Source organism: Qipengyuania sp., from assembly GCF_965277845.1.
GTDB lineage: Bacteria > Pseudomonadota > Alphaproteobacteria > Sphingomonadales > Sphingomonadaceae > Qipengyuania.
Genome location: NZ_OZ255844.1, coordinates 209,904 through 224,355 on the forward strand (window position 1 = coordinate 209,904; position 14,452 = coordinate 224,355).

Genomic DNA, 14,452 nt, shown 5'->3' on the forward strand with positions numbered 1-14,452 from the left:
GCAACTAGGCGACCGCCTTCCGGGCGGCGATCTCGGCCACCATCCATTGGTGCGTTGCCCGTGTGATCGGATAGAACCACAAGAGCCCGATCGCGATGCCAAGGAAGCCGACCGGCATCAACGCCATGATCGCCTTGATCGCCGATAGGGTATCCGGGCTTTGTTCGACGTTAGGAACATAACCAATCAGATCGAGCATGAAGCCAAGTAACGCCGCAGCGATCCCGAAACTGCATTTCTGTACGAAGGACATTAGGCCGAAGGCGAGTGATTCCACCCGGCGTCCGCTGGTATATTCGCCGTATTCGACTGTGTCGGGCAGCATGGACCAGAAAGAGAGATAGCTCGCAGCCGTGCCAACTGCGCCCACAGCGAAAAGCGCAGTGACCACAGGAACGGTCTCGAGCGGATTGAGATAGATCGCAAGATTTACGAGCAACGAAATCGTCAGTCCCGAAAGCCAAACACTGCGTTTCTCGATCCGGGTTGCAAGCCATGCCCATAGAGGGATGAGAAGGGCTGCGCCTCCCGTCATCAACGCGAGCGCATCGCCCGAGGCGGCCTCGTTACCGAGAGTGTATTTGTAATAATAGATCAGCGTCTTGCTGCTGAGGACACCGCCCATGAAGAGGAAGGCAGTGGCAAGGAAGACAAGGAGAAATGCTCGGTTCCCAAGGAGGAGCGCCAGCGCGTCCTTGAGGTTTGCCTGCGGCTCTGCAGTGGTATCCTTGTGCGCCAACGTCGGTTCCCTCGTAGTCGCGAACAGGATCAGGAACACGGGGATCGACAACGCGGCAAAGCAGACGGCCGTCCAGAAGAAGCCCGTCGCGAGGTCGCCCTGACCGAAATATTGGACCAGCCGCAGGGTAGAGAACGCGACCAGGAAGCCTCCCGTTGTGGCCGATATCATGCGCCATGCAGACAGCTCATTGCGGACCGCCGAACTGCGCGTGATCCGCGCCGATAGCGAGGAATAGGGGATCGACATCACGGTATAGACCGTGCGGAATAGGACATGCGTCGCCGCGGCATAGACGACGAGCGCCGTGCCCTCAGCAGTAGGCCGGAAGAACATGAGCACCAGCGAGACCGCCAGGACTGGGCCACCGAACAGAAGGTAGGGGCGATAGCTGCCCCAGCGCGTGCGGGTCCGTTCCGCCAGATAGCCCATAATCGGATCGCTGATCCCGTCCCAAACCATCGCCACCAGGAAAATGAGGCCGGCGGTCGTCGCCGGCAGGGCGAGCACGTCCGTGTAGTAATACAAAAGGAACATGCTGGCGGTGGACCAGTAGAGATTGAACCCAAAATCACCGAATCCGTAAGCGGCTCGGCGCCAGCGTGGCAGTGCGCTCTCAGTCATCGCTGCCAAGCGCCGCGTTCAACTGCTGGATCAGTGCTTCCTTTTGAGGACCGTCGGGAAGGACATGTTCCAGCCGGTCGAATGCGCCGGGTTCGCGCAACCACCTTTCGGGGAACTCGGCGGCCCGGCTGCCTTGCTGCAGCCGGAAGACAGCACCCTGATTGAACTTGCGGCTGAAGGCGATTTGATGCGAGCCGTCTCTGGATGCCAGCCCGGCGAAAAGCCGCAAGCGCATCTGAATAAGCGTGTCAGTGTAGTCGGGGTCGGCCACCAGATTGTTGGTTTCGAACGGATCGGCTGCGAGGTCGAACAGCTCCTCGGTATCCCAGACACCGTGATACTGGATGTATTTGAAACGGTGATCGCGCAGGGCAAACGTCGTCGGCGTCTGCGGATAGTTGAACTCCCAGTAATATTCGTAGACCAGTTCCTCGCGAGCATCGCCTTCTCGGCCAAGCAGTATCGGTGCAAAGCTTATACCGTCGATATTGGCAAGCGGCTCGGCACCGGCGAGTTCGAGGATTGTGGGTGCCAGATCAATATTTGCGATCAGAGAGGCGCTGTCTCGGCGCGTTCCAAAAAATTGCGGCCCCCAAGCAATCATCGGCACGCGCATCGAGGCCTCGTAGGCGTTGCGTTTGTCGATGAGCCCATGCTCACCCAGCAGAAATCCGTTATCGCTGGTCACGAAGACGATGGTGTTTTCGAGCCGCCCCAGCTCCGCCAGAACCTCCCGAAGCCGCGCTATGCTGTCATCCACGCTGCGCAGGGTCTCGCGATAATCGCGCCGGAACTCGCCCATCGCCAGAACGTCGTGATAGGCGAATTCGACGCCGTGCCAACTGTTGCGCTGATTGGTGACCCACATCGGTGTGCCGTTCTCGTCGCCTTTGCGTGATTGAGACAGGTCCGGCGCGCCTGCCTCAAGTGTCCCGCGATGCCGGGCGGCCGGGGTGAAGGGTGCGTGCACGCCCTTATGCGCGATGTAGAGTAGGAAGGGTCGCTTGCTATCGAGTTGGCGCAGCCAGTCCGAGGCATATCGAGTCAGTTCATCGCTGATGTAGCCCTCCTGCCGGACTTCCTCGCCATTCACATTGAGCACCGAGGGGAGTCCAAGCAGATCGCGCGGATTGTAGCTGCCCTGCCCGGGAAAGCTCACCCAGTGATCGAAGCCCCGCCGCGGATCGGCCCCGCTGCCCATGTGCCATTTGCCGATTAGCGCGGTCCGGTATCCGGCGTGCTGCAGCTTCTCGGGAAAGATCGTCAGCGCATCGGAAAGCGGGACATTGTTGTCGACCACGCCATGATTACGCATCGAGAGACCTGTCAGAAGAGAGGCGCGGCTGGGGGAGCACAAGGATGTTGTGACGAAGGCATTGCGCATGATGACGCCTTCCGCAGCGAGCCTATCCATGGCGGGTGTCGGCACGTCCGCACCCATGAAACCCAGTTCGTCAAAGCGCAGATCGTCGACGAGCACGACCACGATGTTGGGCTTGCGATCGGGCGTTTCCGCCTGGAGCGGGCTGCACAGCGCGAATAGCAAGGCCGCGAAAATCACCCTCATTCTTTCCACTTTCTCACGCAGCATTTCGATACTCCCGCGTTCCAGGCCAGTCATTGTTTTGTCGCTTCAGCGTCGCGCTCGCCAACAGGCGGCAGCCGGCCCTGCTGCAGCAAGGTCTGCCAGCGACGGTAGCCCTCCGACAGCAGATGGATACCGTCATTGGTCAGCGCAGGATCGATCGCACCGTTCTCGCCGAGCACGAGCGGGTGGGTATCGATCACGGAAATCGAGCCTTGTCGGCCCAGCCAACGCAAACTGCGATTGAACTCCTCGATCCAGGCCGCGTGTTCGACCTCCCGTGGAAACAGTGTGTGGACGTAGACCTCGGTTTCCGGGGTCTCGGTACGCAGCCGGTCGACAATCGTCGAAAGCCGCCCGATCGCCGCCTCGGGGTTGTCGTTCAATCGGCTGCGATCATTGCCGCCGATGTAGACAAAAAGCTTCGCAGGTTTCAGCGCGATAATCTCGTCAAGCCTATTCAGCAGGCCGGTTGTCGTGTCCGCCCCGATGCCGCGATTGATGACGGTATAATCGGGGAACATCTCGTTGAAGGGTCCCTCTTCGACGATGCTTGACCCGGCGAAAACCACCGCGCCTTTCGGTGGTGCGAACGCGCGCCAGATATCGGCGATGCGCTTTTGGCGAAGCTCGATATAGGTGTCGAGCGCCTCTTGCGACACCGTCGGAGCAGTCACCTGCGGCGCCTCTGGTGCATCGTTTCGCCCCGTCGCAGCGCATCCACCCAGAGCAGCAGCACAGAAAAGGGCGCCGAGGATGCCGATCCGCCTCATATCGGACCACCTTGGTATCGGCTGCCGAAAAAAGCGCCGCAGACTGCTCCGGAGGGTCTGCGGCGCTCAGAAGAGGACTGTCCAATCAAAATTCGAACCTGGCGCGCGCTCCAAAATAGCGTGCGAAGTCGCGCGGGACATAATGGCTCACTACCCCCGAATTGCCGAACAGTGGATCGCCGAAAATGTTGGTCGCGTAGAATTGGTCAAAAACATTGTTGACGAAGAGGGCGGCTGAGTAGGAACCGTCATCTGCCTCGATGCCAACGGCGAGATTGACGATGGCATAGGCACCTTGGGTCGCGCGAGGATCTCCGTTGAGTGCGTAGTTCACCTCGCTCTGCCAGCGCCCCGAGACTTGGACGAAAGGATCGAACGCCGCTGCAATCGGGAATTCTTGCCTGACCAGGCCGGTCAGACGCCATTCGGGAGCGTTGGGCAGGGCGGATCCCGAGAGATCCTGAAGGTTCTGGACGATATCGTCGGAAGGGTCGCCCGGCGTGCCATTGTCATCCAGCGTCACCGGGACGCATCCTTGAGCTTCCGTCTGCTGGAAGAAGCATTCGGCGTTGTCGAATTCGGTAATTGTCGCATCGGTATAAGCGATGCCGGCCTGCACGAAGGTGCTGTCTGTCGGCGTGAAAACCGCGTCGAGTTCAATGCCCCTCGTGCGGACCGACCCGACATTCGTCAGACGGGTTTCGGCCGACAGCAGATTGTTGGGATCGGTAACGAGCACCGCAGCCTGTTCCTGAAAATTCTCGAAATCGGTATGGAACAGCGCAAGATTGAGGATGAGGTCTCCATTCAGAAGGTTCGACTTGATCCCAAGTTCGAACGCGTCCGAGGTCTCGGCGTCGATAGGCTCGACGCCTTGCGGTGCGCCAAACCCGGAATCGATACCACGGCCCTTATAACCACGGGCATACCGACCGTAGGCATTGATTTCCGGCGTGAATGCGTGACGCAGGCCGATCTCGCCAGTAATGGCGGTATCATCGGTTTGATCGCTGAGTGCGAGAAACGTGCCGGGATTTCCACCGAATGGGCGATCGCCCGGAACGAGCACATCCGCCGGATCGCGATCGACCCGGTACTCGAGCGTCTCGTCGATCAAGCGGGCGCCGCCGAAGAGCACAGTCTTGTCGGTCAGGTAGACATTTGCGCTGCCGAAAAGAGCAAGGTTGGTCGTGTTGACTGTCGCATCGAAGCGGCCACTCTGGTTGATCTGGAAGCCACCGAACAGCGGCAACAGTATCTCGAAACGACGCTGAAAGGTGCGATCGATATCGAGCAGGAAAGCGTAACCGCCCAAAACGAAATCGAATGGCGGGCCCTGCGGCGAAGCTAGCCGGACTTCCTGGCTGAACTGCGTAATCTTGGTCGTGCCGCTGTTGAGATCGAACGTGATGACACCCAGTTGGGGATCTTCGAGATCGAGCAGATCGACATCGAGATTGTTCACGAAATCGTACCAACGATAGGCCGAGATCGAAGTCAGCGTGTAGCCGCCTCCCATGTCGAGTTCAGCCTTGCCGGAGACTCCCCACTGCTCCGAATTGTTGAACACCGGCGCATTGACGTTGCTGTCGGCATTCTCCGGACCCGCTACCACCGGCGCCAGCAGATCGTCGATCCGCCCGCCGCCAATGGCGCCCGCCGCATTGCTGGTGTCGCGCGCCACATAGATGCAACAGTCCTGATCCGACTTGCGATAATCGCCTATCAAGGTGAAGCTGGAATCGCTCCCCTCGGGTTGGAACAGTATCTTGCCGCGCAGGCCCCAATTCTCATAGCCGTTGAGATCACGGCCATCGGACAAATTGTCGATATGACCGTCGAACTCCTTGTAGTATCCGGTCAACCTCCCGCTGAAGCCGCCTCCGAGTGGACCGGATAGCGAAGCGCGCAAAGCATATTCGCCATCTTCGGCGATCTGCGCATCTACCATGCCCGAGAAATAGTCGGTCGGAGCCTGCGTCGTAACGGAGATGACCCCCGCCGATGCATTCTTGCCAAAGAGCGTCGATTGCGGGCCGCGAAGGACCTCCACGCGCTGGACATCGGCCAAGTCCTGGAAACCCATCGCCTGGCGCGCCATAACGACGTCGTCGACCACGACCGAGACGCTCGATTCCACCCCTTGGGAGAATACCGAAGTCCCGACCCCGCGAATGTTCACCGAATTGTTCTGGTCGTTCGAGGATTGGGTGAAGGTGACGCTGGGCGCAATTGCGGTCAGAGCCTCCACCGACCCGATACCGGCATTATCCAGGACCTCGCCCGTGACAGCCGTCACCGCGATCGGAACCTCCTGCAGGCTTTCCTCGCGCCGTGTCGCGGTCACGATGATTACGTTTTCCTGATCAGCCGATGTCTGCGTTCCGACATCGTCGTCAGTATCCTGTGCCATTGCGGGTGCCGACAGCCCGACGGCAGCAAGACACGTGCCAGTAAGCAGGATTCCCCGCATCATCTCGTCTCTCCCTCATCTCTTTTCGTTATCCATGTGGTTATTGAACCGAAAAATCGGGCCGTCAAGTGATTATCCACTTGTATCGCCATTCCGCTTGACACAATGGGGCCATCCTTTAGCTATCCGTGCGTATAGTGAACGATCTCGCTTGGAGGCTGCTCCTGCGCCTCGCCGCGCGGGACTTGCGGAGGAAGAATATGTCGGATCTATCGCCTCGCAGCGGGATGAGCGCCGCCGAGATTGATGATGTGGTCGATCGCATCATCGAGCAAGCAACGCTCACCGAAAAAGTAGCGATGATGAGCGGCAAGGGCTTCCTTGCGCAGATACGGGAGGATGACGGCCAGTGGGGCAAGCGCCCCTATCGCGCCGGCGCGGGCCTCGACCGGCTGAACGTTCCCTATCTCTGGTTTACCGACGGACCGCGCGGGGTTGCTCGCGGACAGTCAACCTGTTTCCCCTGCTCTATGAGCCGCGGCGCGAGCTTCGATATCGATCTCGAGCGGCGTATCGGAGAAGTGATGGGGATCGAGGCGCGCGCCCAGGATTGCAACCTGTCAGGAGCCGTCTGCATCAACCTGTTGCGTCACCCCGCTTGGGGGCGCGCGCAGGAGACATACGGCGAAGACCCGCATCACCTCGGCGAAATGGGCGCGGCGCTTGCGGGCGGAATCCAGACCCACAATGTCATCGCGACGGTGAAACATTTCGCTCTGAATTCCGTCGAGAACACCCGGTTCACCATCGACGTCGCGATCGACGATGCCGTGCTTCACGAGGTTTACCTGCCGCACTTCAGGCGTGTCCTCGACGAAGGCTGCGCCAGCGTGATGAGCGCGTATAACAAGATAAATGGCGAATATTGCGGTCAGAACCGCAAGCTCCTCACCAATATTCTCAGGCACGATTGGTCCTTCGACGGTTTCGTCCATTCGGACTGGTTGCTAGGTGTCTACAAACCCTATGGCGCCAGCGCGGGCCTCGATATCGAAAACCCCGAACCGCTTGTTTATGGCGAGAACCTGGTGAAGGCGGTCGAGGGCGGCTTGATCGAGCCGTATGTTATCGACACCGCGTGTCGCCGTATACTGAGGACGTTGTACCGTTTCGCCGCCGCCGAAGATCCGCTGGCGGAATATACGATAGAACTGGTCGCGTGCGAGAACCATCGTGCCCTGGCGCTGGAAGCTGCGGAAAAGGGCGCGGTGCTGCTCGAAAATGACGGCGTGCTTCCTCTCTCGATTGATATCGGCAAGCTCGCCGTGATCGGCGCACTGGCCGACAAGGAGAACACCGGCGATTTCGGGTCGAGTCGGGTGAATGCTCCCTATGTCGTCACGCCGCTCGAAGGACTTATGCGATTGCTCGGTGAAGACAGGATCGTTCATGCCGATGGCTCGTCTCAGAGCCACTTGGCCGACGCTGTCGAAGCTGCCGACACCATCGTTGCCGTTGTTGGATACACCGCCGATGACGAGGGCGAATACATCCCGGGCGACCTCGTGCCGCAGATGCCCGAAACCGTCAAAGAGGCGATTCCGCAAGAGAATGGCGAGCGCGACCCTCGCGGCGGCGACCGCTCATCCCTCGTCCTGCCTCAAGATCAGGTCGAACTCATCGAGGCAGCCAAAGAGAGCGGCAAGCCGGTGATCGTGGTGGTCGTGGCAGGTTCGGCGGTTATGGTGGAGGAATGGCGGGATGGCACGAATGCGATCCTGCAGACATTCTATTCCGGAATGGAAGGCGGGACGGCGCTTGCCCGCCTGCTATTTGGCGAGGTCAGCCCTTCTGCGAAACTCCCCTTTACCGTGGCCAGAAACGCCGAGGACTATCCCTTTTTCGACCGCACCGCGACCGCGATCACCTATGATCGATGGCATGGCTACACCAAGTTCGAGCATGAAGAGATCCAGCCTCGTTATGCGTTTGGCCACGGGCTGAGCTACACCTCCTTCGCCTATCGGGCCTTACGCGCACGTGAGGTGAATGACACAATAGAGATCGAGGTAAGCGTGGCAAACACGGGCGACCGGGCGAGCGAGGAGGTCGTGCTCGCCTTCGCGCACCTTCCCGGACCGAAGGAGGACACGCCTCTGCGTCTGCTCAAGGGCTTCACTCGCGTTGCGATCGAGCCCGGACAAGCTCGCCCGGTCACCATCCCAATCGCCAAGGATACGCTACGTCGTTACGATGCGAAGAGGCGCGAATGGTATATGCCCAAGGGTCAGTACACCTTCAGCGTGGGGGACCGCAGCGCCTCAGTCGAGCTCTGAGGGCGGGATGTCGTAGACCAGCCGAAAACCGACATTGCTGGCACCGAGCCCGGGATCCCGTCCCTGCCGGGCCTGCGGCCGATAGCGCTGGCAGTAATTCGGCGCGCACAGGTATGACCCACCCTTCATGACCCGAGTGACGAGACCGGGGTTTAGCGGATCGTAGGCATCTGTTTCGCTGGGACCTGATAGTTTGTGTCGATCTTCGGGATCATGGCCGGGACGGTAATGATCGGCGGTCACTTCCCAGACATTGCCGACCATATCGTAAAGGCCATTGGCATTGGGTGCGAAACATCCGACGGGAGCCGCGCCGGAAAAGCCGTCTTTCTCTTCGTCGGCTACGGGGAACACGCCTTGCCAGCTATTTGCCTCTTCCGGTCCGGGCTGCACCTTGGTCGCCGCCTCACCAGCGCTGGCCGCGTATTCCCATTCGGCTTCGGTAGGCAGCCTGCCGCCGCGCCATTCGGCATAGGCGAGCATGTCGGCATAGGAAAGATGAACCACGGGAAGGTTCGGCTCGGAGGGCAGACCGTCCGAACCCTCCGGATAACGCCAGTTCGCTCCGGGGACATAGCGCCACCAGTCCTGGTAGCGATTGGACGGGCGGTCTGGAGCCACAAACACCGCCGAACCCGGTGCCAGCAACTCGGCAGGGATGGCCTCGCGCGGCACACCGAATTGGGCGGGGTTGACCGGCTTTTCAGCGGTCGTGACATAGCCGGTCGCCTCGACGAAGCGCTCGAACTGCGCGTTCGTTATCTCGTGCGGATCGATCCAAAACCCGTCCACCGTTGTTTCGCGTTCCGGCCCTTCTTCGGGATAGACAAGCAGCGACCCCATGACGAAAGTGCCGCCTTCCAGCCGCACCGGGGTGGACGACACAGGTGCGCAGCTCCGCGCCATTCGCTCTGCCGATGGTTGCGGCGCGCTATCGCTACACGCGCCGGTCACTATGGCACCGGCCGCGGCGATGGCGAGGAATGCGGCCTGCGGCGTGCCGGACTTCATGGGACCGATGCAACTGCGGTCTCGCTCGGGGCATAGCCATAGCGGATGGCCTTCGCGCTTACCTGCGTGCCCGGATCGACCATGAATGGCCCGACATACAAGTTTCCGCTAGCCGGATCGCCCCCGTCCAGCGTGAATGTGATGCTTGCGCCTGGTGTGTCGCTCGACAGGCGCACTCGCCCGCTCTCCAAAGCGATCACGGGAGCGGCAGTCACGGGCTGGACCATACCAGGCCACATTGCCTCGATCATGTCTGCTTCAGGGATGGCGCTCAGGTCTCCCGTGCGCGCAATCCAGCCATCCATTGCTGCGCGCAGGCGAACAAGGGTTGCGCGATGGGCTGGGTCGCCAACAAGGTTTGCGATCTCATGCGGGTCGGCCTCGGTGTCGTAGAGTTCCTCCGCACCGCGCGGGGAGGATACCAGCCGCAGCGCAGGGGGCCGCAACGCCTTCTCCTCGGCCAATCGCCAGACTTCCTGCATCGTCGGCAATGCGTCGCGGAAGGCGAGCGGCCTCAATACCGCAAGGTCCGGCTGATAACTGCGGATATATTTGAATCGAGCATCACGCGCCGCCTTGGTCCTGCCCGGCGCGGAATCGTGCCTGTCGGCGGCGGCAAAAATGTATCCCCGTTGTTCGCCGGTCACGAAGTTCCGCCCCTGGACGAAGCGGGGCACCTCGACACCCGCCCACGCGATTATCGTCGGCGCGAGATCGACAAAGCTGACGAGACGCGTATCGACTTCGCCAGCGCGGCGACCATCGGGATAGCGGACCATCAAGGGCACTTTGATCCCGGCATCGTAGACTGTGCGCTTCATTCGCGGCAGACCGTCGCCATGGTCGCTCGTCACGATTACGATCGTGTTGTCGAGCAGGCCATCGGCGTCGAGCCTGGCGATGATATCCGCCACGCGTTTTTCGGCGAAGGCGATATTGTCGTAATGCGTGGCAATGTCGCGACGCACGAGGGGCGTGTCGGGCAGATAGGGCGGCACTTCGACATCGGCAGGATCGGTCAGCCTTTCCTTCCCGGCAAGGTCGCGCCGGTTGCGCTGCGTAACGATTTCGACGAGCGGATTTACGCTCTCGCGATCCTCCGGCCAGATATAGCTTTCATGCGTTTCGAGGATGTTGAACATCGCGAAGAAAGGCTGGCCATCCGCTCGCCCGCGCCAGTCCGCGTCCGGCCCGTTCGCATCCCAGATCGTGAACGGCTCGCCGAACTGGTAATCGGTCTTGCCATTGTTGGTCGTGTAGTATCCCGCGCGGCGCAGCAGCTCGGGAAAGGCCTTCACTTCCGCTGGCGGCACCGCCTCGTATTCGATCGGACCGCCGCCGCTCATGCCCGGAACGGGCGAATTCGTTCGCATTTGGTGAGTCCCCAGCCTTTGCTGGTGCACGCCCGTAATCAGCGACGAGCGGCTTGGCGCGCAAACGCCCGCCGTCGTGAAAGTATTGGGATAGCGAACCGATTGTTCGGCCAGTGCATCGAGATAGGGCGTGCTTGCGACATCGTCTCCAAAGGCGCCGATCCGGGGGCTCATATCCTCGAACACGATCAGGACGATGTTGGGATGTTCCAGCGCGGCGGAAAGATCAGGTGTATCCAGCCCCCGCGACGTGCAGCCTTGCAATCCCAGAATGGCAGCGATCGCAAACACGAGCTGGTTAATCTTCACTTGCGATTTCTCCACCACCCATTCATTAATTGTCCAGACGTATAACGAAGCGGCAGCCTGTGCAAGTCGCGCTGCGGCAGCCTAGCGAGGGAGATTGGCCAAATGCGATTGGAGGGAACCTTTGTCAGGGTTTGCGTCGCGTTCGCGATGCTGCTGGCTTCGCTTGTCGCGCTTCCTACGGATCATGCGAATGCGCGACCCAACATCGTACTGATCTATGCAGATGATCTCGGCTATGGCGATGTGTCGATCTACAACCCGCAATCGCGCATCCCGACGCCACATATCGATGCCCTGGCGCGTGAGGGGACGTGGCTTCGCGATGGACATTCGACGAGCACTGTATGCACGCCTTCGCGCTATGCTCTGCTGACGGGGCAATATGCCTGGCGCACCGAGCTGCGCTCCGGCGTCTTGATGCCGTGGGGGAGACCCGTAATCGACACCGACCTCACCACCCTGCCTGAGTTTCTCCAGGATATGGGATACGAAACGGCCTTGATCGGGAAATGGCATCTGGGCTTCGACTGGCCGTGGAAGGACGGACGCCGACCGCCGGAGAGCGACATCCTCCAGCAGGGTTGGATCAGCACCGCGCGAAACGATCAATTCGACTGGAGCCGGCCCCTGCGCGGTGGCCCGACCGATCATGGCTTCGGGTATTACTTCGGCGATGATATCCCCAATATGCCGCCCTATGCGTGGATAGAGAATGATCGGATCGTGGCCGAGGATTTGGTCGACGTTCCGCGATCGTCATTGATCAGTATTGGTTTCGAAGGCGGAATCCATGGCAGTGGGCCGGGAGAGGCAGGCTGGCAACTCGATCAGGTAATGCCCAAGCTGGTAGATCGGTCGGACAAATACATCCGGAATCGTGCGCAGAGCGAGCGACCCTTTTTTCTGATGGTGTCCCTTACCGCCCCGCATACGCCCGTAGTGCCTCTATCCGAATATGACGGGAAGAGCGACGCGGGCACATACGGTGATTTCGTCGTCCAGACCGATGATGCAGTCGGTTCGATCATGACTGCGCTCGAGAGCGCCGGCCTTCGCGAGAATACTATCGTCGTCGTTACCAGCGACAATGGGCCGGAATTTCCGGCCTACCGGCAGTGGCGGCGATACGGTCACGATTCCGTTGCTGGGCTGCGCGGGATCAAATCCGACACCTGGGAGGGAGGCCACCGTGTTCCTTTCGTGCTGTCATGGCCGGCCGGCGGAATCTCGAGTGGAAGACCGAACGATGCGCTGGTTGCACAGATCGATCTGTTCGCAAGTCTGGCAGCGGTGCTGCAACATCCTCTGCAAGCTGGCGTCGCGCCGGACAGCGTCAACGTCTTCAGAGCGATTGCAGGAGATGACCCGGACGGACGAACGGAGCTCGTCTATCACGGATCGCGGGGCAACCTAGGTCTGCGGTCTGGCCGGTGGGTGCTCCTGCGCGACGGTGGATTTGGCCGCAGTCCCTTGCCGCTCTGGGCCGAACCCGATTGGGTTCGCATCGCTCGCGGGGTGCGTGTTGATGGAGCGTCAAGCGACGCCCTCTATGATCTCGTCGCCGATCCCGGACAGCTTGAGAATGTGATAGCCACATACCCGAAAATCGCAGAGCGGATGGCGGTAAGGCTGCTCGAAATTGAAAAAGGCCGATAAGGCGCGGGCTACCGAGAACTTGAATTGAGCATGGCTTTCGCGGGAGCAAAAAAGAAAAAAGCGTCTCTCTCTCTCTCTCTCTCTCTCTCTCTCTCTCTCTCTCTCTCTCTCTCTCTCTCTCTCTCTCTCTCTCTCTCTCTCTCTCTCTCTCTCTCTCTCTCTCTCTCTCTCTCTCTCTCTCTCTTTGACTTGTTCGTTCGGGGGACCAGAAGCGGTCGGTCAGCTTTTCGGCTCTCCTGGTGCGAAAGCTGAGGTTTGGAACGTGCCGACAACCAACGATGACTTTTTGAGCTCAAACTTCTTCAATTCGACAGGCTAGGCGACCCGCACACGTCGCCTAGCCTTTTCTCAACTACTGGTCGATCTCGATGATGACCTTTCCATGGTGCGCTCCACTTTGGAGGCGCTCGAACGCCGCGTCGGCGCGATCGAAGGGAAACACCTCGTCGATGATCGGCCGAACGCCTGAACCGATCGCGGACCTGAGATCGGCCACGGAGCCGACATAGACGCCGCGAACATCGATGGCTTTCATCAGTATGGAAGCCCTGTTTTTGGCCGGAAATGCATCATTTTTCCCTGTTAATGGTCAAAACGCGCAAACCGAACCGATCTGCATGCCCCAAGAGACGGGGCGTGAAATCGGCACCACAAAGCGCTGAAGAGACGATGCGCCTGTTACGGCTTCAGCCACGCAAAGCCGCCGGTTCCGCGGGCTTGAGCGGTGCGCCTAAATTGAGAGACAAGTTGTCCGGATAGGTGGCGGTGCTGTCAGTCTAACGCTAACTCGTCTCCCCCACGGAGAATTTCGTTGCTAAACAGAGGGAGATGCAGCCCCTTTCGTTCAAGCGTCATCGCTTTCACCCAGACATGATCCGTCACGCAGTGTGGCTCTATTTTCGCTTCACTCTAAGCCTACGAGACGTCGAAGATTTGCTGGCGTAGCGCGGTGTCGATGTCACTTATGAGACCATTCGATGTTGGTCCGACAAGTTCGGCCAAGCGATTGCTGCCACCATCAGGAAGAGACGCCATCGCGCTGATTGCGTCTGGCATCTGGATGAGATGATTGTCCGGATCGGAGGCAGGCGGATGTTTATGTGGCGGGCCGTAGACAAGGAAGGCGAAGTGCTGGATGTTCTGGTTCAGAAGCGGCGCAATAAGGCGGCAGCTATGAAATTACCTAGGAAACTATTGAAGCAGCAGGGCTTCGTCCCTGAAGCCATCGTGACGGATGGCTTGGCTTCCTATAAGGCCGCCCTCCGCGATCTCGTCGCCTTGAAGCGACATCAGCCTGGAAGACTGCGCGACAACAATCGTGCCGAAAATTCACATTTGCCTGTCCGAAGACGGGAGCGAAAAATGCAGCTATTCAAGTCGCAGGGACAAGCTCAGCGATTTGTTTCCACCCACTCAGCGATCTACAATATCTTCAATACCGAGCGTCACCTCGTCTCACGAAAGATAATGCGAACCTACCGAGACCGCGCTTTTGCCGAGTGGCAAGCTGTGTCCGCTTGAAACGGAGGAAATTTGTGTAGCGCAGATCAACTCGACCGGCGTCCGTTAACCTGACAGTCCCCAAATAGAGCTATAAACCATGCTGTTCGCTCGCGAAGAACTCGACATCATA

General features: G+C 59.7%; 9 protein-coding genes and 1 pseudogene. 3 read left to right on the forward strand and 7 right to left on the reverse strand.

Annotated elements, in window-relative coordinates; all coding sequences use genetic code 11:
* Nucleotides 1-4: 4 nt before the first annotated feature.
* The 4 genes from ACQY4G_RS01065 to ACQY4G_RS01080 all read right to left on the reverse strand — a co-directional run bounded on the left by ACQY4G_RS01065 (nt 5) and on the right by ACQY4G_RS01080 (nt 6,197).
* Nucleotides 5-1,363, reverse strand: coding sequence for an MFS transporter (locus ACQY4G_RS01065; RefSeq protein WP_421992436.1), 1,359 nt, complete (start codon nt 1,361-1,363; stop codon nt 5-7).
* Nucleotides 1,356-2,954, reverse strand: coding sequence for a sulfatase (locus tag ACQY4G_RS01070; protein WP_421992438.1), 1,599 nt, complete (start codon nt 2,952-2,954; stop codon nt 1,356-1,358). Before ACQY4G_RS01070 ends, ACQY4G_RS01065 begins: the two co-directional genes overlap by 8 nt.
* Before the next feature lie 26 nt (nt 2,955-2,980).
* Nucleotides 2,981-3,625, reverse strand: coding sequence for a GDSL-type esterase/lipase family protein (locus ACQY4G_RS01075; protein WP_421992440.1), 645 nt, complete (start codon nt 3,623-3,625; stop codon nt 2,981-2,983).
* A gap of 181 nt (nt 3,626-3,806) precedes the next feature.
* A complete protein-coding gene (locus ACQY4G_RS01080; protein ID WP_421992442.1) occupies nt 3,807-6,197 on the reverse strand; it encodes a TonB-dependent receptor in 2,391 nt (796 codons plus the stop codon).
* Between the two features lie 197 nt (nt 6,198-6,394).
* Here ACQY4G_RS01080 and ACQY4G_RS01085 point away from each other — a divergent pair, with 197 nt between their 5' ends.
* On the forward strand, nt 6,395-8,470 hold the full coding sequence (locus tag ACQY4G_RS01085) for a beta-glucosidase family protein (protein ID WP_421992444.1): 2,076 nt from the start codon (nt 6,395-6,397) through the stop codon (nt 8,468-8,470).
* On the opposite strand, the gene ACQY4G_RS01090 is transcribed toward ACQY4G_RS01085, so the two are convergent.
* Together ACQY4G_RS01090 and ACQY4G_RS01095 are read right to left on the reverse strand one after the other, a co-directional pair.
* Nucleotides 8,456-9,481, reverse strand: coding sequence for a formylglycine-generating enzyme family protein (locus tag ACQY4G_RS01090; protein WP_421992446.1), 1,026 nt, complete (start codon nt 9,479-9,481; stop codon nt 8,456-8,458). The two genes, ACQY4G_RS01085 and ACQY4G_RS01090, sit on opposite strands and share 15 nt — an antisense overlap.
* Nucleotides 9,478-11,163, reverse strand: coding sequence for a sulfatase-like hydrolase/transferase (locus tag ACQY4G_RS01095; RefSeq protein ID WP_421992448.1), 1,686 nt, complete (start codon nt 11,161-11,163; stop codon nt 9,478-9,480). The genes ACQY4G_RS01090 and ACQY4G_RS01095 overlap by 4 nt, the downstream gene beginning before the upstream one ends.
* Before the next feature lie 147 nt (nt 11,164-11,310).
* Between ACQY4G_RS01095 and ACQY4G_RS01100 the strand changes: the two genes are divergently transcribed.
* On the forward strand, nt 11,311-12,819 hold the full coding sequence (locus tag ACQY4G_RS01100) for a sulfatase family protein (RefSeq protein ID WP_421992450.1): 1,509 nt from the start codon (nt 11,311-11,313) through the stop codon (nt 12,817-12,819).
* Between the two features lie 352 nt (nt 12,820-13,171).
* On the opposite strand, the gene ACQY4G_RS01105 is transcribed toward ACQY4G_RS01100, so the two are convergent.
* Nucleotides 13,172-13,354 carry a zinc-binding dehydrogenase gene (locus tag ACQY4G_RS01105; RefSeq protein ID WP_421992452.1) on the reverse strand — a complete coding sequence of 61 codons (183 nt, stop codon included), beginning with the start codon at nt 13,352-13,354 and terminating at the stop codon, nt 13,172-13,174.
* Nucleotides 13,355-13,647: 293 nt separating this feature from the next.
* Here ACQY4G_RS01105 and ACQY4G_RS01110 point away from each other — a divergent pair.
* Nucleotides 13,648-14,340 (forward strand): annotated as a pseudogene (locus tag ACQY4G_RS01110) (IS6 family transposase).
* Nucleotides 14,341-14,452: the final 112 nt, after the last annotated feature.

Excerpts from the sequence above, each read along its gene's own strand:
- ACQY4G_RS01065 (WP_421992436.1), bottom strand. The coding sequence starts at position 1,363 with ATGACTGAGAGCGCACTGCCACGCTGGCGCCGAGCCGCTTACGGATTC.
- ACQY4G_RS01070 (WP_421992438.1), bottom strand. The coding sequence starts at position 2,954 with ATGCTGCGTGAGAAAGTGGAAAGAATGAGGGTGATTTTCGCGGCCTTG.
- ACQY4G_RS01080 (WP_421992442.1), bottom strand. The coding sequence starts at position 6,197 with ATGATGCGGGGAATCCTGCTTACTGGCACGTGTCTTGCTGCCGTCGGG.
- ACQY4G_RS01085 (WP_421992444.1), top strand. The coding sequence starts at position 6,395 with ATGTCGGATCTATCGCCTCGCAGCGGGATGAGCGCCGCCGAGATTGAT.
- ACQY4G_RS01090 (WP_421992446.1), bottom strand. The coding sequence starts at position 9,481 with ATGAAGTCCGGCACGCCGCAGGCCGCATTCCTCGCCATCGCCGCGGCC.
- ACQY4G_RS01100 (WP_421992450.1), top strand. The coding sequence starts at position 11,311 with ATGCTGCTGGCTTCGCTTGTCGCGCTTCCTACGGATCATGCGAATGCG.
- ACQY4G_RS01105 (WP_421992452.1), bottom strand. The coding sequence starts at position 13,354 with ATGAAAGCCATCGATGTTCGCGGCGTCTATGTCGGCTCCGTGGCCGAT.